The organism is Marinilabiliales bacterium, from assembly GCA_007695015.1.
In the GTDB taxonomy this organism is placed as follows: domain Bacteria; phylum Bacteroidota; class Bacteroidia; order Bacteroidales; family PUMT01; genus PXAP01.
Genome location: REEN01000044.1, coordinates 114,872 through 135,094 on the forward strand (window position 1 = coordinate 114,872; position 20,223 = coordinate 135,094).

The following is a 20,223-nucleotide window of genomic DNA, read 5'->3' on the forward strand; positions in this document are numbered from 1 at the left end:
AAAGCGGTTAAAACTTGTTTTAACCGCAGGTATTAATGGTCAATCAGTAATATTAAAAGAACTGATGCCTGTTATCCTTTACGTTGGCCTGCTCCCTTAGTGCCTCAAAAGCATCAAAATTGACCCTGGCTCTTTTACTGTTTGCAAGGTTCCGTCTTACCGCCTCAATATCCTTGTCTTCGGGAATATTTACAGCGGTCACCCTGAGAACGTATACCCCGTTTTCTCCCTGGACCGGACCTGAGATGGTGTTGGGCTCGGAATTCAGTGCTGTTGCAATCAACCGTGGCTCAATCCCTGCTCCCGGTACTGAAAAAGATGAAAAAAGGATATTCCGTGCCTCTTCAACCTGAGTATTTAGTCCTGCTGCCAGCTCTTCAAGGTGAGTATCTTCAGATATCTTTTCCCTAAGACGCGAAGCGATGATCTCTCCTTTTCTTTCCCTGACAAGTATCGATTCAATCTCGCCGGCAACCTCCTCAAGGGGCTGGTATCCTTCCTGCCGGACCTTTGTAAGAGCTGCAATAACAAATCTGTCGTCGATCTCCTTAATGGGCGATATCGAGTTTTCTCTCGCCTCAAAAGCCCATCTGACAAGTTCACGTGCCGGTTCGAGTCCGGGAATACTCCTGTCGCCAATCTGCACATTATTGGCCATCCTTAGCGCCATACCCTCCTCCTGGGCTCCTTCAACAAATTTATCATAGGTGTTGTACTGACCGGCGAAGCGGCTTGCCCTTGTAAATATTCTCTGGAAAGTTGCCGAGCTGGGCGTAACCTCCCGGGCAAGTGTGGCATACCTGACCTTTTTGGTTTCCCTTGCCCTGTCGGTAACCTGCACTATATGGAAACCGTGCTGGGTCTCTACCATAAAGTACTCGCCCCTGGTTGCTGAGAACACGGCGTTATTGAATTCAGGAATCATCATTCCATCAGTGAACCAGCCGAGGTTGCCACCCTCAAACCGGCTGCCGGGGTCATCGGAATACTGCAGGGCCATTATCTCAAAATCCTCCCCGCCCCGGGCCGCCTCCAAAAGACTGTCGGCCCTGTTCCGGGCCTGTTCAAAATCAAGCTGCTCTCCGGGTTGTATCAGTATGTGCCTGGCCCTGACCGAATCGGGCAGGAAATTGATCTCAAGCAGCCGTGACAACATGTATACACCATCCTCATAATATGGTCCGTAAATCTCTCCCGGTTCGGCGTTCCATAAAAAGTCAGCTATGGTTTCGGGGAGTTCTTCATACCTGTAATTACGCTGATCGTAGGGTATGTCGGAGTTGAGATTTATGAACTGCCTGACTTCCTGGACCTCGGTAAACTCATCCTTCATATTTTCGATCCATTCCCTTGCCAGCAGGTCGTCCTCTTCCGAAGGTACAATGTCAAACGCAACATACTCCAGGTCTCTCGATGCGGTCTGCCTGAAACTACTTCTGTTTTGCCGGTAGTACCGTCTTATATCTGATTCTGTGACATTTACAAGGCTGTCATGAACCGTATTGTAACGCTGAACAATGAACTCAAAATCAACGCTCTTATTGTCCTCTTCCCACGACCGGCGAGCCTGAAGATCGGGTACATACAAACCTTTGCGAAGCAGATTGTTGTATTTGGCCATAGCCCGTTCCCTTACAATCTCCCTTTCGACATATATCCAGTAGGCGCGCTGCTGCCCGGTAGGATCCTGGTCCATTGTCCTAAGAAACCTGATGACTGCTGCCTGGTCGAATGCACCGGTTGAGGGGTCGGTAAAAAGCTGGCGGACGATAGGGTGAATGTTGGCTCCCTGAACCATATCGAACAGCTCTTCAGAACTGACTTCAAGTCCTATTCTCCCGTACTCCTCGTCCATGATGATTTCACGCAGCATAAGCTGCCAGGCTTCTTCCAGTATTTGTTCATTTGTTTCGGCATCCAGCGCGCTCTGACCGGTATTGAGCATGTATATTTCGGTCAGCTGGTCTACCTTTCGCTGGAAATTTTCGAAGGATATTGATTTTCCCGCAATTTCTGCAATTTCAAATTGCCTGTTAGTGAACAGGGATGGGCCCGAGCCCAGTATGTCTCCAAGGATGAAAGCGACCAGGGCAAGTCCGATTACCACGGTAACAAGTACTCCCGCACGGTTTCTGATTTTTTCGAGTGTAGCCATTTGATTGTTTCAGTATTATGTGTTTTCCCGTTTTTTTCGAGCTACGAAGATAATAATTTATAGAATTATAAAACAGATAATGTGTGATTTTGGAGAACAAAACAGAACAAAAAGAGCTGCTTTGTAAGGCAGCCCTTCATGTTATCTTCTTAACATCCCGTCAGGAAGCAATAACTTCTACCTTCTTGCTCTTACCCGGGTGGATTCGTTTATCCAGCAGCCCACAGTATAGCTGTCGCCTTCCTGGTAGCCGTGGAAGAACAGGGTTTCGGTATCAGGGAAGTAGATACTGTAAGTTTCAATCAACCTGTCGGCCTCTGCAGTTACCGATGAGTCAACCCTTTTTGCCTCATTGAACCTGTCAACAGCAACCCAGTATACCGTCCTGTTTTTGAAGTCGGCATCTTCCTCCCCGGCAAAGCAATTGTTTTCGGATGCATAAAGGCTGCCGATATGTATATGTGCGCGCCCCAGAGAAGGATTGTCATTCAGTGCACTACGGGCGTACTGACGGGAGAGCTGCTTGTCATTCTTCACCTGGTTGGCTATGATTGCAAGCTCCAGGTAATAGTTTGCACGCTGTTCCGGCACATCCTGCAGCTCAATTGCCTCCTGCAGGTATTTTATTACCATATCGTCGTTGTTTCTCGCTCTGTACATGGCAGACAGAGTGATGGCGGACTGCGCAGAGGGGTCCAGAACATGCAGTTTTTCGGTGGTGGCCAGGTAGAGGTCACTGTCAGTACAGCCTGTACCGGAAAGCAGGTCATTAACCTGGGTCAGGAGTTCAGCATCTTCGGGTGATGCATGAACCCTGTCAGCAAACAGTTCTATCAGGGCATCACAATCGGCGGCACCGCTGTTGGCAAAGAGGTCCTCAACCATATCCCGGGCTGGCACAAGCTGATTTCGCCCCGCATTGTCAATTGCATTGTTCAGAATATCCATCAGCCAGGTATAGGTCTCTATAACATGTTCGCTGTCGACAAACCCGGCTGCATATTTTCCAACGGTTACAGTCATATAGGTTGCAATGACAGGATGGGAGGGATCATCACCCGAAAGCCTTATTGCTTCCTCAAGTGCATTATACCCAATCTCAGATTCTTCAATATTCCTGTTGTATCGGAAATAGAAAAGGCCCTTTCTGCCCATCACATTCGCAGGATCGCCGAAATTTTCACCTTCGTAGTACTTCATTCTTTTATCGAACATCATCATGGCAGTATCAAGGTATGCCTTTCTCTCCTCCTCGGTTTCGGCATTCTCGATCATATGACCGAGTATGTCCCTCTCCGCCCATACGTAAATATTCCTGCTGGACATCGGGAACTCGTTTATGAGGATTCTCCAGAAGCGCATAGCATCATTATAGTTCTCATTCCTGTACCTGTCGCCATACATCGAAAGGTTTCTCAGGGCTCTGATACTGTCCTCCGGGGTCTCCCCAAACCTGCCCGGCTGTGCTAAAACGTCAGCCTGCCCGAGTATTGCCAACAGAAAAACCAGCACCCCTTTTATAAATAGATTTTTCATGGTTATTTATTATTGAGTTATAATTTCCGGAAAATCTGCGACAAATATAAAAACTTAATAAAAAAAAGATAAGGCTTCCGGCAATTTATATTAATTAAACAATATCCTGTCCTAATCCTGTTTAAAAGCATCAAAACCTGTGCCAAACACTCATAGATTTAGTTTTCAGGGGTTTTGGCCCAAGTATCTGACTTGAATGTATGAGGTTATTAAAATCAAATATAAAACTATTGCGTTAGTTTTCCAAGGATTGATGCATTTAACCAGATAACTCTTTTAGTATCCGCAGAGAGGAGTATGTATGTGACATAATTTACCTGTCCACTTCTCTTTTGATGTTAACGAGTTCGATCCTGGTCCTGCTCATTCTCAGTATCTCGAAAGTAAATGGCGCTATTTCCAGCTTCTGGTTTGTCTTTGGGATACTCTCGTGGTGGTAAATGATGAACCCGGCTAGTGTCTCATAATCATCGGTTTTTGGGATTCCCAGGTTGTACTTTTCGTTCAGGTAGTCTATCTCGTGCCTTCCCGAGAAAACATATTCATTCTCAGAAAGCTGTTTCTCTTCAAGATCGACTGTATCATGCTCATCTTCGATCTCGCCGAAGATCTCCTCCATGATATCCTCAATGGTAACCATACCTGCGGTGCCGCCGAATTCATCAACAACAACGGCAACGCTCTTTTTTTCCTTGATAAAAAGTGACAGCAGTTTATGGGCAACCATTGTTTCGGGGACTATTATGATGCGGTTGAGCATTGACCTGATACTGCCGGGATTTTTGAAGAAGTCCTTGGAGTTGATATAGCCTATGATATTGTCAATTGTTTTTTTGTAGATCAGTATCCTTGCATAGCCTGTTTCTATAAAACTCTGTTTGATTTCTTCCAGGGGCCTGTTGATTTCAAATGCTGCAATTTCGGGTCTCGGCACCATGCATTCACGCAGCTTTACAGTTGAGAAATCAAGTGCATTCTGGAAAAGTTTGATGTCGCTCCTTACATTGTTCTCTTCTTTTAGTTCACTGTGGCTTTCCCGCACAAAATGATCAAGGTCGACTTTGCCGAAAACATTTCTTTTGTCATCATTTGACATGTCTGTACCGAGAACGTATTTCATGAGGAAATTCCCGATACCTATAATACTTTTGCTTACCGGGTATAGGACTATGTAAAAAAACATCACCGGAACCGACAGGGCGTTGAGGATCAGGTTGGGTTTCAGCCTGAAGACTGCCTTTGGCAGAAATTCAGCCGTTATAAGTATTATAATGGTTGCAATAACGGTTTGGATAAGGAAAACTGAAAACTCTGACGAGATGAACATCTGTAACCAGGGCTCAAGTATCATTGCCATTGTGATGCCGTAAACAACAAGTGCAATGTTGTTTCCAACCAGCATTGTGGCAATGTATTGACCGGGATTCCTTGCAAACATTGACGTTACCCTTGATGTAAGGGTGCCCTGTTTCTTTTCCAGCTCAAGCCTCAGCTTGTTGGATGAGATAAAGGCGATCTCCATACCCGAAAAGAAGGCAGAGAAGAGAAGACTTACCAGAATTATCGCAAGGGCACTCATTTGTCGGTCAGGTCAGTTCTTACGCGATATTCTCATGTTTCTCCTGTAAAGATACATTAAACCGGAAATAAATGTCATAATAAGGAATATGACACTTTCCGAAAAACCTGCCTGGTACCAGTTGTAAACTGCTGCCAAAAAGCTGATAATTGCAAGGCTCAGCCAGACCAGCTCGAGTATTCTATTCATCTTCAATGTATATTGTTCCCTGGATTTTTTTAATTCTCCAGTGGGTAAATGTCTCATCAGCTTCAAATCCTTCTCCCATGATTACCTCGTTGGGTCTTGTAACTCTTACGTAACTGTGTGAATATATAGTCTGGTTTCGCTCATCCCAGAAAAGCTGTTCTGTGTTGAGTATTTCTCCTGCCCTGTTTATAATAACAACACTGTCTTTCGCTTCCCAAAGCTCTTTGTCAGCAAAGTAGATTGCATACTTTGATTCCAGCTGTGATTCCATATTGCCTTCCCTGTCAAAGAATTCGGCAAAAACACCTTTGGGGAATTCGGTGTAATTTTCATTGTGGGTTGAGTACCTGTGAATCTCCGCTGCCTGTATCCTTAACTGGAGCCTGGCGGAGTCGGTGTATATGATCTCGGCATTGATCATTGACTGGCTCGGCATAAGTGTGTCCTGCGACAGTGATTTGATCACCTCAATGTCAGTTTCGCACGATACCGTTATAATACCCTGCAGCAGGAGAATGAAAATCATCAGGGCCGCAGCGCAACTATCTTTTTTGGGATTATTTGCTGTTGTTTTGGGGTTCATTCGTATCTTCGCTGGTGAAACCAGAAATCATAAAGCGAAAGACTGATATTGAACATCACGTAGTTTTCCCTGATCAGGTTATGCTCTAGAGTGCCCCTTCGGCCAATGTCGACCGAGAAGTTAAAACTGGTCCTGGTGTTGCCGTATGGTATCCCGAGCCCTATTGTCATACCGTAGTCATTAAGCTGTTGCCCCCTGAGCTGCAGGTAGGTATCAGTATAATGAAACCCGATCCGGTAATGAACCCTCCTCCATATACTCCTGAAGTCAGTATAATCGGGTGTATACTGTGCCCCGAGCCTGACCGATGAGCTGTTGACCAGGGAATCCTGCTGCTGGTCGAGAAAACTTGTTTCAGACCACTGCTGGATGGAGTAATCTGCTCCTACCAGAAACTTGTTCCGCTTCCCGAATGAGAAGCCTGCACCGTACCTGGCAGGCAGTTCAATATGGCTGGTTGCAGCCATATAATTGTGGACAGTATCACGTGCCATTCCGGCAGGTGTGGAAAGTTCGTTGATGATAAGCCAGTCCCTGTCAGACTTTAGCGGAGTTTTGTTTTCATACACAACACCCAGGGTATAGTGGTAATCTTCCATCAGCCTGTTTGAGTATTGCAGTCCGTATCTTAAATGAAAGTCGCCTACGACGGCCCTGGATTTGCTCCTTACGGAGAAATTATTATCTGTGGCCGGGAAGATAAGCTCCCTGGACTGGTTGAGTGATCCAAACATATATGACACGCTGACACCTGCATAGATGTTGTTTGTCAGCCTGATGGCATTTCCCAGGAAGAACCGGTTGATGCCGCCTGAACCTTCATAATAATGCTCTGACTGGCCTGCAAGATCAACGTCAATGATGTTGTAACCCATCTGGCTGTATGGTACAAGTCCGATATTTGTCTTCCACCACCGTGAAAGCGGAAAACCTATTGCAAGATGACTTAATGTAATATTGCCAATATTGTGGGTGCCTTCAGATCCCTTTAATTGCATGGTGTTCCCCGCAAGTCCTGTTGAAAACATGAACGACATGGTATCCTGTGCAGCAGCGGCGGCCGGGTTCATGTAGTTGATATGGTTGTTTTCCTGAAGCCCGAAACCAATTCCTCCCATACCATGGTTACGCCCAAACCCCTCCCTTGCAATATCGCCGATCCCAAACCGGGAGTAAGGGGAGTATGAATTCTTTTGTGCTTCTGTTACAGGCCCAATGAAAAGAGCTGACAAAAACAGTATTAAGTACCTACTTTTTGCTGACATTATGATTTAGTATTACATTCAATCCTGTTAAGACCAGATCAGGATCCACAAAGATGGTGCTTTTTACTTTTTTATCAAAGTAACCGGCATCGCCACCTGTAAAAATAATGACCGGGTCAGTGTATTTTTGTTTTATTGTACCGATATATGTTTCAATTTCATACAGTATTCCGTTAACAACTCCCCAGGCGATCGCATTTTCAGTATTATCTGCAATGAACCCCGCTTTCTCTGGAGGGGATACCAGTGGAAGTTTCCCGGTAAATTCGTGCAGGGCCCGTAACCGCATACTGATGCCCGGCGAGATGTTGCCTCCCAGGTACCTTCCCTGCTCATCAACCAGGTCGAATGTAACTGCCGTGCCGGCATCGACAACCAAAACGGTTCTACCCGGGTAATTATTGCGGGCACCTGCAACTCCTGCCAAACGGTCCTTCCCGAGAGTTGCCGGGGTCGTGTAAAGGTTTGTTACCGGCACTTCAGTATTATCATCGAGCATTATTACAAATGGAAAGCTATCATTCAGGTATCCAAAATGTTTTTCATCATCTTCCCTGACGGAACAGAGGATTACATTTTCTATGCCGGGCCACCTGTTTTTAACAAGACCGGCCTGTTCCTCCCCAATTTGTTCCCACCGGAAGCTGGCAATTATTTTCTGCTGCCTGAAAACGGCTACCTTCACTCCCGAATTCCCGATGTCGATACAGAGGTTCATTGGCCAACTGGGTGTTACCCCGCTGGCCGGCTTGTTAAACCGCAGGCACCGGGGAAATATTGGGTTATTTTTTCCGGTGCAAAAGTATCAATTTTAAACGGAAAGTTTATACTTTTGCTGATCTTTAGCCTGCATCTCCTGAATTGCTAAGGAGTATGCCGGGGGCTGCCTTGAGAACTTTAAATTATACTGTTCAGATCGTGTAGCCGGTAAAATCCAGGTTTAACTAAAAATAAACTATCATGAAGAAGAGGATATTGTTTTTTGCGATGGTCATTTTATTCGCTGGTAAAGGAATGAACTCGTATGGTCAATTGTATGATACTGGTGTCGGAGCCAGACTTGGTTTTTTTAACGGATTGACAGTTAAGCATTTTATGCAGGAGGGCCGGGCTGTTGAGGGTATACTGTCAACCAGGTGGGACGGGTTCATAATTACAGGCCTGTACCAGTTCCAGAGGCCTCTTTCCGACATTGATAACCTTGAATGGTTTTACGGAGGCGGTCTGCATGCAGGGTTCTGGCAGACAGGCAGGTATCATTTTGACGGAAGTGCCAACAGCGTAATAGGCCTGGATCTTATCCTGGGAGTTGAATATACAATTGAGGAGATACCTTTTTCAATAAGTCTGGACTGGAAACCGGCATTCAACGTAATAGGCAATACCAGCTGGTGGGGCGACGGCGCTGCATTGTCGATACGCTATACCTTCAGGTAAGGAGCAGGTCAGAAAAAGCAGTAATCATACCGGTATAATACCTGGAATTGGTAGGTGGCGTAGTAACTGTTAACGCTAAGCATGTTGCCGTGGTTGTCGTATGAATATTCCCTGAACGAGTAGTTTCCGGAGGTTTCATTATACCAAGACTCCCTGATCAGTCTGGAACGGTCATCGTAACTGTACTGGTTGGTAACGGTTTCACGCCCCTGCCGGTCTACTTTTATGATTCTGTCGAGGAGCCCCTCTTCATAAACGAAGTTGTTCCTGAACATCATCTGATCACCCTGATAGTGCCTTTCACCTGTTTTAAGACCGTTTTCCCATGAATACTCAACCTTTCTTACCAGGTTGCCCTGGTTATCATGATATGCTTCTGCAACCAGTTCTCCGCTAACGTTTTTTTCAAGGCGGATGATCTCATTAACGGTATTGTCGGGCAGCACTACAGAAATTTCGGTAATGTTACCCTTGTATGAGAACAGCCTCTTTTCCTTCAGGTTTCCCCCTGAGGTATAATGGATCTCTGAAGTCCTCCCTTCATTGTCAAGGTGGTATGTGTTCCTGTAATCGCCAAGTCCGTCAAATCCCCATTCGGCAATCCTGTTGCCATGGTCATCATAACCGGTCATTCTGCTGAATGTGACCCTTCCGCTGCGGCTGTCGTATATCACATATTCGGTTCTGTTGCCGTAGTTGTCGTACCTGCTGGTAACTTTCCTTGTCTCTTCCCCCTTGGAATTGTAGGAGACCTCTTCAACCTGGTGCCCCTTGCTGTCGTACCTGGCATTCAGGCTTTTTGCCCCCTTTTCGGCCGGTTCATCACCTCTTACCGGGTGGTTCCATTCGGTTACTCCCTTGATCTGGTTCTCGCGGATAAGGCTTTCATTGAGCAATGAGAGGTTGCTTTGCGACCGCAGGTTCAGGGCGACGACAAAGATAAAAGCACAAACAAGCAATACCGGTCTGGTTGCCATGACTTATCAGGTGATTATTGATGTTACATTCTGTTTATACTCTGTTTAGGGTAATTTTGTTACATACCCGGTCATGATTCCTTTGCTGCGGGTGTCGTACCTGCAGGAAATTTCGGGACGGGGAGCGGGGGAGGAATGAAGCTGAATATTTTTCCGGTCAGCCGGCTGATCCGCCAACTTCGGTTTCGAACCTGCCAAGAAGATCCAGGGCCCTTTTTACAGAACCGACATCATTGACAGTCATGGTCAGTTTATTGTTTCTCTCGCTGAGCCTGAAATGCTGTTGTTTCTGGATTGCCCCCAGTATATCCCTGAACAGTTCTGATCTGTAATAGTGTGATTCCTGGTTGGATATGAAAAATATGACCATCTTCCCGTTTCTTATCGAGATCTTTTCAAACCCCAGTCTAACAGCAATATGCCTGAGCCTTACAATATCGAACAGTTCCCTGCTCTGCTTCGGCGGAGGCCCGAACCGGTCAACCAGGTCTGACACGAAGCCTGACAGGGACTCTTCGTCCTCAGCACTGTCAAGCATCCGGTACAACCTGATACGTTCACTGTTGCCAGGGATGTATTCTTCGGGAAGCAGCAGCTCCAGGTCAGTATCTATCTGGCAGTCGCTAACAAACCTTGCTGTGCCGGCCGGCCGGGTTTCCTGTCTGCTGAACAGTTCGCTGAACTCCGTTTCGCGAAGCTCTCTCACAGCCTCATCAAGTATCTTATGGTAAGTCTCAAAACCAATGTCGGCAATGAACCCGCTTTGCTCCCTGCCGAGGAGGTTGCCGGCACCCCTGATATCCAGGTCCTGCATTGCGATATTGAACCCGCTTCCAAGTCCGCTAAACTCCTCAATAGCCCGGAGGCGCTGGCGGGCATCCCGTGTCATTGACTGGGGCGGGGGAACGAGCATGTAGCAGTAGGCCTTTTTGTTTGAGCGGCCCACCCTGCCTCTCAGCTGGTGCAGGTCGCTCAGTCCGAACTGATGTGCGTTGTTTATAATAATTGTGTTGGCATTGGGTATGTCAAGTCCCGATTCAATAATGGTGGTTGATACAAGGACATCATATTTGCCTGAAATGAAACCGAGCATTATATTCTCAAGCCTGCTGCTCTCCATCTGGCCATGTGCGCTTACAACACGGATGCCGGGGCAGCTCCTGGTAATTATTTCTTCAATGTCGGCAATATTCCTGACCCTGTTATGGATGAAGAACACCTGTCCTCCCCGCCTCGTTTCAAATTCCACAGCATCTTTGATGGTTTCAGTATCGAAACGGACCAACCGGGTTTCGATAGGGTGCCTGTTGGGCGGCGGGGTATTGATGATGGCCAGGTCCCTGGCCCCTGAAAGGGAGAACTGAAGTGTTCTGGGTATGGGGGTTGCCGTAAGTGTGAGTGTGTCGACGCTGAACTTCAGGTTTTTCAGTCTCTCTTTAATGGCAACACCGAACTTCTGCTCCTCATCAATTATCAGTAGTCCCAGGTCCCTGAACTTCACGTCTTTCCCGATTATGCGATGAGTTCCTATAAGCACGTCTATTTTGCCTTCAGCGAGCCGGCCAATGATCTCCTTCTGTTTTCTGGCAGACCTGAAACGGCTGAGGTGCTCAACGCTGCAGGGGAATTCCTTCAGCCTCTCCAGGAAGGTATTGTAATGCTGCATGGCAAGAATGGTGGTGGGTACCAGAAGCGCCACCTGCTTGCTGTCGGTCACCGCCTTGAAAGCAGCCCTGATGGCCACCTCGGTCTTTCCGAACCCGACATCACCGCACACCAGCATATCCATGGGCATGGAAGATTCCATCTGCTCCTTTACCATATTGGTCGCTTTAAGCTGGTCGGGCGTATCTTCATATATAAATGAGGCCTCAAGCTCTTTCTGCAGATAGGAGTCGGGAGAGAACCTGAATCCTTTTTCCATTTTGCGCCTGGCGTAAAGGTTTATCAGCTCCCTTGCCATTTCCTTAACTTTCCCTTTGGTCCTTTCCTTGACCTTTTGCCAGGCTCCCGTGCCCAGCTTGTTTATTTTCGGGGGGATGCCCTCCTTGCCTTTGTACCTGGATATCCGGTGCAGGGAATGAATGCTTACGTAAAGGGTGTCATTGTCTTTGTAAACCAGCTTGAGTGTTTCCTGGAGCCTGCCGTTAACCTCTATCTTCTCAAGTCCCCCGAACTTCCCAATGCCATGGTCAATGTGCACCACATAATCACCGGGTTTAAGATCCTGGAGGGTTTTGAGGGTGACAGATTCCTTTCTTTTAAAATCTTCTTTTATCCTGTAGCGGTGATGTCTTTCGAATACCTGGTGATCGGTATAGCAGCAGATTTGCAGGTCATGATCGGCAAAACCACGGTAAAGGCCCGACAGTACCGGGGTAAAAGTCACCGTACCATATATTTCGTTGAATATCTCACCGAGTCTTTCAAACTGTTTCTGGTTTTCAGAAAAGATGTAGTTGGTGTACCCCTTCTCACTGTTGTCGGCAAGGGTCTGTGCAAGGAGCTCGAAATTCTTCCTGAAAGCGGGCTGGGGAGAGGTGTTGAACCCTATTGTACGTGCACTGCCGAAGAATGGTGATTGCCCGCTTTCAATCAACGAAAACCTCATCAGTTCTCTTTCAGTCTCATCCCTGCCGGAGAAAAACATCTCCTTGTCAACACCCTCACCAGCCAGGTCTTCGTTGTAAGCTGAAGGATCAGCAGCATCAAAGAGTTCTGAAATTCCTGCAAGAACCAGCTCGGTGTCTTTTATCCATACCAGTGCAGTGTCGTCAAAAAGTGACAGCAGGTTACATGTTGAACCCGTTTGACCGGTCAGCTGGCGGCCTATCCCGGTATCGGGTACTATTGATACCGAATCTGTCCTTTTTTCTGATAACTGGGTCTCAATATCGAAGTACCTGATGGTCTCGACCGTATCGCCGAAAAAGTCAATGCGGCAGGGACGGTCGTCTGAGAATGAGAAAACATCGATTATGCTTCCCCTGACAGCGAACTCTCCCGGCTCATACACAAAGTCGGTCTCCCTGAAACCGTACTCAAGCAGCAGCTCGGTCAGGAAGCTCCGTGAAACGGCCTCTCCCTTTTTCAGTTCAGTGCTTACCTGCTCAAGGGAGGTTTTTGGTATAACCTTCTCAAACAGGGCTTCCGGGTAGGTCACTATTGCAGATTTGCCTCCTTCGCCGGAAAGGTGCCTGAGCACCTCTGTACGCTGTATCATGCCTGCCGCATCTGTACTCTTTCCGGTAAGGGAAGGCCTGCGCGACGAGGGAAAAAATAGAAGCTTATGCCGGCCGCACAGGTTCTCAAGGTCATTCATGAAGTATGCGGCCTCCTCTTTGTCGCTAAGGATGAACAGGTTGGCGTTCAGACGTTTATGTATTACGGCTGCCGCGCACATTGAGAGCGAGGATCCTGCAAGTGTTCGCAGAAAGCATCTTGCCGGACTCTCTTCGTCAAGAATCTCCAGCAGCCTGGCCACCACCGGGTGGCTTTTATACAGGCATAACGGGCTTTCGGGCACTTTGCAGGTAACTTATATTATGGCTGATTTTCCGCGGCATTGTCAAAAAAGTTGTTCCCGGCGGATTTGCAGGTGCAAAATTAGTTATTTTAGCCGACTATAACCAGAAATGCTTTTTGGGGAGCAGGGGATGCCGGCAGGGTGATTACACTCCACCGGCAGTCCATCACCAGTCCACCGGCAGTCCACCGGCAGTCCACCTGCAGTCCACCTGCAGTCCACCGGCAGTCCACCGGCACTCCACCGGCAATCCGCGGCTGAATTTTACTGTTCCCGGCCGGTAAATGCGGCTTAATTGGATAACTTTGCGGCAGTAAATCTGAATAACTGAAGTTATGATCGTTTATAAATTCGGCGGAGCATCGGTACGGTCGGCAGGGGCGATAAGGAACCTTGCCGGAATTGTTTCGGGCCGCGAAGGGCGACTTTTGCTGGTAATATCGGCATTCGGCAAGATGACCAACGCTCTTGAAAGCCTTTTGGAGAGCTGGTACAGTGGTAGCGGCGACAGGTATGCAATGTTCAGGCAAATAAGGGATTACCATGAGGAGATAATCTCTTCCCTGTTTGGGAAAGAGAGTGGCAGTGTTAAGAATGATTTTAACACGCTTGCCGCAGAAGTTGGGGCTATGCTGGACGGCAGCCCCTCAGGCAGTTATGATTACGACTATGACCGGATGGTAAGCTTTGGAGAGCTTGCATCCACCAGGATAGTTAGTTCCTACCTGGAAAGCAGGGGAATTGGCACCTTCTGGGCCGATGCGCGTCAGTGGCTCGTAACCGATAATACCCACAGGGAGGCCAATGTTGATTTTACCCTTTCGGGGAAAAGACTCAGCAAGGTCTTAACGCAGGCAGGTGACAGGATCGTGGTGACCCAGGGGTTTATCGGCGGCACAAAGGATGGCGCTGCCACTACTCTCGGACGGGAGGGGTCGGACTACACTGCGGCCATAGCGGCAAACCTCCTTGAGGCGCCATGCGTAACCGTTTGGAAGGATGTTGCAGGAATTCTCACTGCCGATCCGCTCTATTATCCCGGTGCCGAAAAGCTCGATGAGATATCTTACCATGAAGCGATAGAACTCTCATTTTACGGGGCTAAGGTAATTCACCCCAAAACCATCAAGCCACTTCAAAACAAAAACATTCCCCTGTATGTGAAATCTTTTGATGATCCCGGCGGGTCAGGCACGCTTATTCACGGCAATGCTGGTGCCGCAGGGTTAAGGCCTGTACTTATTGTCAAGAAGGAGCAGATGCTGGTGTCGCTTGCTCCCAGGGATTTCTCCTTTGTTGTGGAAGATTGTCTCAGCCGGATATTTGCCGGTTTTTTCAGGTACCGCATGAAGGTCAACCTTATTCAGCATTCGGCGATCAGCTTTACCATATGCATGGATAACGGCGGCCCGTTTGTGAGCCGGCTGCTGGACGACCTCAGGGGCGATTTCAGGGTGCTATACAACAGCGGGCTTGAACTTATTACTATCAGGCATTACACTCAGGCCTCCATAAACGAGCATGTATCGGGGAGAGATGTCATTGTTGAGCAGCGGAGCCGCAGCACCGTGCAGTTCGTTGTGGCCCGCCCGGCCGGTAACTGAACGGGGTCAGGTGATGTTACCGAAACTTGAGATTATCTTTTGTGCCATAACCTCGGCCAGCCTCCTGTTGGATTCGTGCGTCCAGCCGGCAATGTGGGGCGTGATTATCACCCTGGGGTTTTCAAGCAGAAACTGGTAGTTGCCGGGGAGGCTGCTCCTGTGCAGCTCTTCAAAGCTGGATTTTTCATATTCCAGGACATCAAGGGCGGCGCCTTTCACCTTGCCGCTTTTAAGGCCACTCACCAGGTCTGATGTGTTTATCACCTTTCCTCTGGATATGTTGACAATGAATATCTCCTTTCTGAAACGGTTGAGGAAACTCTCATTTACCAGGTGATGGGTCTCCCGGGTAAGGGGGACGTGCAGGCTCAGGATGTCACACTCTTCGAACAGGTCGTCCATGACCGATTCAGTTACCCACTGGTCGGAGTAATCATATATGTACTTGTCATAGGCCAGCATTCTGGCGTTGAACCCCGAGAGGCAACGGGCAAAACAACGCCCGGTATTCCCGTAGCCAATAATTCCTATTGTCTTGCCCATGACCTCAATACCCCTGTTCACCTCCCTGAACCACTGGCCTTTCTTTACCTCCTCATTTGCCTTGCATATATTGTTAAGCAGGGCCAGCAGCATCCCTGCGGCATGCTCGCCCGTGGCATCACGGTGGCCTTCAGGTGCGTTGAAGCAGACAATATTACGTGATTTTGCATACTCAACGTCGATATTCTCAAGTCCGCTGCCCACCCTGCCGATAAACTTTAGCCGGGTAGCGTGTTTCAGCATCTCTGCATCAAGGGGGATGCGGCTTCTGATCACAATGCCGTCATACAGGTGAATTGTTTTCTGCAGCAGCTTTGATGTGATCTCAGGCCTGTAATCACATTCCATACCGGCTGATGTCAGTTTCTCCGGCAGTTCCGGGTGGGTAGAATCTATGAATATCACTTTCATATGGCTGTCATTTCCGGTCAAAAAACGGGCTCTTCGAGGTGGCAGACAATGGGATCCCATAGGCAACGCGCACTTCAGAATCAAAGAAACCAAGCTCCATTGCGGCCTGACCTATGGTGTACATTATCCTGTTGTCTGTCCTGTGGTCCATGCATACAGCAACGGCCGACCCCACGGCAATACCCAGGTCGCCGGTATTGAAAACGCACGGTACATCAGGGTTCTCATTCTTTTCATCACAACCCGAAAACCCGCACATGCCGCATTTTTTCAACCCGATGGACCTGATCCTGGTCCCTATCAGGACCACTACCGGGCAATCCAGTATATTCCCGGCATCCCTCGCGAAAAAGGGTATATCATTTTCATCTGATATATGGGTCATTCTCTCGGCAAGAGCTTTTATTGAACTGCCCTCGGCAATTTTTATTTCAAAGGTGTCGATACCGCGTGCCTTGGGCGCCGTTCTGGCTGCGACCACCATTTTCGCGGCAATCTCCCTCAGCGTTCCGGGGATAAGTTTATTTTCATCAGTAATGCTCATATGGTAGTCAGTTTAGGTTTATCAGAAATGCCGGTTTGTAACCTCTTATCCTGCCTTCAGCATCGTACACCTCGTATCCCAGCGATACGGAGTTGACCCGCTTCTCCATCCTGAGGTTCTCCTCATCAAAGTACCACTCCTCGTTGAACTGGAGCATGCCAATGTTTTCCCTGCTGAATTCCGGGTCGTTCTCCAGGTCGGCAACATCGCGAACCGTCAAGGCCTGCCCGGTGAAATAGTCAAATGCAACAAGCTCTTCGCGGTATACGGCGTTGAATATTATATCGACAAATCCCCCGCGGTTCAGGTTCCGCAGGGTCTCTTCCGTCCACAGGTCTTCTGCATCGGGGTTCTTCACGATCACATCGTAGATAACGGTGTCGGCAATTACTGCAGCATTGAGTACTGTCCTTTCAACCTGCGGGGACTTTTGTTCGGGGATGCGGTCCCTGCATCCGGAACCGGAGAACAGGGCCAGCGCCAGTGCGATGACTCCCGCATGCCTGAACAGGTACTTAAGAAGCCGGATAGATTCCATTACTCTCAGTGTTTTATCGGTTAAACTTCAGTTGAATTCCTCTCGGTTGCGGATCGATCACACCCTCAGCATACACCACATGGCCGTTAACGATCGTATGGGTGACCCTTGTGCTGAAATTAACTCCCTCCATTGGTGACCAGCCGCATTTGTATAATATATTATCTTTGGTAACGGTCCACCTGGCATCCATGTCAACGAGTGCCAGATCGGCAAAATAACCCTCCCTGATGAACCCGCGTTTCTCCAGGCTGAAGAGTCTGGCCGGGGCATGGCACATACGTTCTACAACTTTTTCGACGGTAAGGCTCCCCCTCTTTACAAGCTCCAACATTGCAGGCAGCGCGTGCTGTACCATGGGCCCGCCCGAAGGGGCGCTGAAGTAGGTGCCGGCTTTTTCTCCGGCTGTGTGGGGGGCATGATCGGTTGCCACTATATCGATGAGCCCGCTTTCCACAGCACTTACCAGTGCATCCCTGTCGGCTCCGGTCTTAATTGCAGGATTCCATTTAATGCTGTTGCCCAGCCTTTCATAATCGGAATTGTCGAACCACAGGTGGTGGATGCATACTTCTGACGTGATCCGCTTTTTCTCTTCAGGGGTCAGTGAAGCGAACAACTCCAGTTCTCTCGCAGTGCTTATGTGAAGAACGTGGAGGCGGGTTCCGTAAGCGCGGGCAAGCTCAACTGCCCGGGAAGACGACAGCCAGCAAGCCTCTTCGCTTCTTATTTCCGGGTGCAGGCTGACAGGAAGGTTTTCCCCGTACCTGTTCCTGTAATCACGTGAGTTTTCCCTTATTGTTTTTTCATCCTCGCAGTGCACGGCCACCGGTATCCTGATATTTTCAAAGATCGCCCTCAGTGCGGCATCATCATCTACCAGCAGGTCTCCCGTAGAGGAACCCATGAAGACCTTGATGCCGCATACACGTGACTGATCGGCCGCTTTCAGCTCTTCAATGTTCCCGTTTGTTGCCCCCATGTAGAAGGAGAAGTTGGCAAAGGAGCTGCGGGAGGCGATCTCGGTCTTCTGGTTCAGCAGTTCCCTGGTGGTTGTCGGGGGACTGGTATTGGGCATTTCCATGTATGATGTGATGCCTCCTGCCACCGCAGCCCTTGATTCTGATGCTATGTCAGCCTTGTGGGTAAGGCCGGGCTCCCTGAAATGGACCTGGTCGTCTATCACCCCGGGTATCAGCAGCCTGCTTTTTGCATCAATTGTAACCGGGGCGTTCTTTTCCGCGAAAGCGGGATCATCTTCGTACGAGACCCTTTCTATGATCCCCCCGCGGCACAGGACATGGCCCCGGCGTACCCCGTTTTCGTTGACTATAGTTGCGTTTTTGATCAGGAGCGCCTGCATAACAGTTGGATTGTGACGTTGCTTTTAATCGGATACGGTTCGCTTTGTTCCGTAATTTCGGAAAAAACTTCTGAATTTCATAATAATGACCCCCCATAATGCTTCATTGAATATACCCCCGCTCATTTTTGAGTTACCGTGCCGTCTTTCGGTAAATACTATAGAAACCTCGGTGATCCTGAAACCGAGTTTCCAGGCGGCGAACTTCATCTCTATCTGGAAGGCATATCCTTTAAAGCTTATTGCATCAAGACTGATGGATCTCAATACTTGTGCACGGTAGCACTTGAAGCCAGCGGTGGTGTCCCTTATTTTCATGCCGGTTATTAAGCGCACGTAGGCCGAGGCCAGGTATGACATCATTATCCTGCCGAGCGGCCAGTTGACGACGTTGATGCCTGAAACATACCTGGAGCCTATGGCCACATCGGCGCCATCCTGGCAGGCTTTGTGAAGCAGGGGCAGGTATACCGGGTCGTGTGAGAAATCGGCGTCCATCTCAAAAACATATTCATAGTCCCTCTCTATTGCCCATTTGAAACCCGTTATATACGCCGTTCCGAGTCCGAGTTTCCCGGCCCTTCTGATCAGGTGCAGCTTTCCCGCGTAGCTGTCCTGTAGTTTGACAACCTCCTGTGCAGTGCCGTCAGGTGAATTGTCGTCCACAACAAGAATGTGATAACCGGGATTGATGTCGTAAATTGATTTGAGCAATCGCTCTATATTCTCGATCTCGTTGTATGTTGGGATGATAATGAGACAGTTTTCCACCGGTTGAAATTGTTTGGTAGGGGACTAAGATATTATAATATGCATTTAAATGGAAGCGGAAACATAATTATTTTTCAGCGCAGGTTGAAACGGACAATCAAATTATTGATAATTTGACACGATACAGATGTAGTTTTTTGCGCTAAATCCTGAAAAAAGTGTTATCTTTGCAGTCCGCTTTCAGATCGCCCCGGTGCAGGGAAAGAAAAATATACCGGGATGATAAATTTTGCAAAGAAATTTATTTGAAATTCCGGAAATAGTTTTTATCTTTGCAGTCCCTGAAAAAAAGGAATGGATTTGCGGGATGTTTTTTTTGGGGTTTTTTTATGAAGTTTTGAAAGTTCTTTGAAAAGGTTGAAGAGTACAATTTAAGAACCAAAAATTTTTTTGAGAGCAATTCGATCTTGAGCATATTTAGACTTTTTTTTACAACGAAGAGTTTGATCCTGGCTCAGGATGAACGCTAGCGGCAGGCCTAACACATGCAAGTCGAACGGTAACAGGGGTAGCAATACCTGCTGACGAGTGGCGCACGGGTGAGTAACGCGTATGCAACCTGCCCTGTACTGGGGGATAGCTCGGAGAAATCCGGATTAATACCCCATAATATTATTTACAGGCATCTGTTTATGATTAAAGTTTCGGCGGTACAGGATGGGCATGCGTGCCATTAGTTAGTTGGTGAGGTAACGGCTCACCAAGACGATGATGGCTAGGGGGTCTGAGAGGATGATCCCCCACACTGGTACTGAGACACGGACCAGACTCCTACGGGAGGCAGCAGTGAGGAATATTGGTCAATGGACGCAAGTCTGAACCAGCCATGCCGCGTGCAGGATGACGGCCCTAGTGGTTGTAAACTGCTTTTGTATGGGAAGAAACCCCTGATCGTGATCGGGGCTGACTGTACTGTACGAATAAGCATCGGCTAACTCCGTGCCAGCAGCCGCGGTAATACGGAGGATGCAAGCGTTATCCGGATTTATTGGGTTTAAAGGGTGCGTAGGCGGGGTAGCAAGTCAGTGGTGAAAGTCTGCAGCTTAACTGTAGAATTGCCGTTGATACTGTTACTCTTGAATTCAGTTGAGGTAGGCGGAATGTGTAATGTAGCGGTGAAATGCATAGATATTACACAGAACACCGATTGCGTAGGCAGCTTGCTAAACTGAGATTGACGCTGAGGCACGAAAGCGTGGGGA

The 20,223-nt window shown here is 48.2% G+C and carries 15 protein-coding genes and 1 rRNA gene; 3 read left to right on the forward strand and 13 right to left on the reverse strand.

Features of this window, described 5'->3' with window-relative positions:
* Positions 1-52: 52 nt before the first annotated feature.
* The 6 genes from EA408_04680 to EA408_04705 all read right to left on the reverse strand — a co-directional run bounded on the left by EA408_04680 (position 53) and on the right by EA408_04705 (position 8,025).
* Positions 53-2,155, reverse strand: a complete 2,103-nt coding sequence (locus EA408_04680) for a peptidylprolyl isomerase (protein TVR73602.1) — start codon at positions 2,153-2,155, stop codon at positions 53-55.
* 177 nt (positions 2,156-2,332) lie between these two features.
* Complete coding sequence (locus EA408_04685; protein TVR73603.1) at positions 2,333-3,691, reverse strand: hypothetical protein; 1,359 nt, start codon at positions 3,689-3,691, stop codon at positions 2,333-2,335.
* Positions 3,692-4,004: 313 nt separating this feature from the next.
* Positions 4,005-5,270 carry an HlyC/CorC family transporter gene (locus EA408_04690; protein TVR73604.1) on the reverse strand — a complete coding sequence of 422 codons (1,266 nt, stop codon included), beginning with the start codon at positions 5,268-5,270 and terminating at the stop codon, positions 4,005-4,007.
* Positions 5,271-5,451: 181 nt separating this feature from the next.
* Positions 5,452-6,042 (reverse strand): LPS export ABC transporter periplasmic protein LptC, encoded by a 591-nt coding sequence (lptC, locus tag EA408_04695; protein ID TVR73605.1) that lies wholly within the window; start codon positions 6,040-6,042, stop codon positions 5,452-5,454.
* The gene (locus EA408_04700) at positions 6,039-7,307 is read right to left on the reverse strand and encodes a hypothetical protein (GenBank protein ID TVR73606.1); all 1,269 of its coding nucleotides are present in this window, start codon (positions 7,305-7,307) and stop codon (positions 6,039-6,041) included. The genes lptC and EA408_04700 overlap by 4 nt, the downstream gene beginning before the upstream one ends.
* Positions 7,291-8,025 carry a type III pantothenate kinase gene (locus EA408_04705; protein TVR73607.1) on the reverse strand — a complete coding sequence of 245 codons (735 nt, stop codon included), beginning with the start codon at positions 8,023-8,025 and terminating at the stop codon, positions 7,291-7,293. The genes EA408_04700 and EA408_04705 overlap by 17 nt, the downstream gene beginning before the upstream one ends.
* A 269-nt stretch (positions 8,026-8,294) precedes the next feature.
* Between EA408_04705 and EA408_04710 the strand changes: the two genes are divergently transcribed.
* Complete coding sequence (locus EA408_04710; protein TVR73622.1) at positions 8,295-8,744, forward strand: hypothetical protein; 450 nt, start codon at positions 8,295-8,297, stop codon at positions 8,742-8,744.
* Between the two features lie 8 nt (positions 8,745-8,752).
* On the opposite strand, the gene EA408_04715 is transcribed toward EA408_04710, so the two are convergent.
* A complete protein-coding gene (locus EA408_04715; GenBank protein TVR73608.1) occupies positions 8,753-9,721 on the reverse strand; it encodes a hypothetical protein in 969 nt (322 codons plus the stop codon).
* A 157-nt stretch (positions 9,722-9,878) separates the two neighbouring features.
* Positions 9,879-13,247, reverse strand: a complete 3,369-nt coding sequence (mfd, locus tag EA408_04720; protein ID TVR73609.1) for a transcription-repair coupling factor — start codon at positions 13,245-13,247, stop codon at positions 9,879-9,881.
* A gap of 335 nt (positions 13,248-13,582) precedes the next feature.
* On the opposite strand from mfd, the gene EA408_04725 reads away from it, so the two are divergent.
* Positions 13,583-14,851 carry an aspartate kinase gene (locus EA408_04725; protein TVR73610.1) on the forward strand — a complete coding sequence of 423 codons (1,269 nt, stop codon included), beginning with the start codon at positions 13,583-13,585 and terminating at the stop codon, positions 14,849-14,851.
* Between the two features lie 6 nt (positions 14,852-14,857).
* Here EA408_04725 and EA408_04730 read toward each other — a convergent pair whose 3' ends face one another.
* The 5 genes from EA408_04730 to EA408_04750 are packed head-to-tail and all read right to left on the reverse strand — an operon-like array spanning position 14,858 to position 19,021.
* Entirely contained in the window at positions 14,858-15,805 is a 948-nt protein-coding gene (locus tag EA408_04730; GenBank protein ID TVR73611.1) for a hydroxyacid dehydrogenase, read from the reverse strand.
* Positions 15,806-15,812: 7 nt separating this feature from the next.
* Complete coding sequence (locus EA408_04735) at positions 15,813-16,349, reverse strand: ferredoxin (protein ID TVR73612.1); 537 nt, start codon at positions 16,347-16,349, stop codon at positions 15,813-15,815.
* Between the two features lie 7 nt (positions 16,350-16,356).
* A complete protein-coding gene (locus tag EA408_04740) occupies positions 16,357-16,887 on the reverse strand; it encodes a hypothetical protein (protein TVR73613.1) in 531 nt (176 codons plus the stop codon).
* A gap of 13 nt (positions 16,888-16,900) precedes the next feature.
* Positions 16,901-18,250 carry a dihydroorotase gene (locus tag EA408_04745; protein TVR73614.1) on the reverse strand — a complete coding sequence of 450 codons (1,350 nt, stop codon included), beginning with the start codon at positions 18,248-18,250 and terminating at the stop codon, positions 16,901-16,903.
* Positions 18,251-18,274: 24 nt separating this feature from the next.
* The gene (locus EA408_04750; protein TVR73615.1) at positions 18,275-19,021 is read right to left on the reverse strand and encodes a polyprenol monophosphomannose synthase; all 747 of its coding nucleotides are present in this window, start codon (positions 19,019-19,021) and stop codon (positions 18,275-18,277) included.
* Between the two features lie 428 nt (positions 19,022-19,449).
* On the opposite strand from EA408_04750, the gene EA408_04755 reads away from it, so the two are divergent.
* Positions 19,450-20,223 (forward strand): 16S ribosomal RNA (locus EA408_04755); the annotation flags it as partial.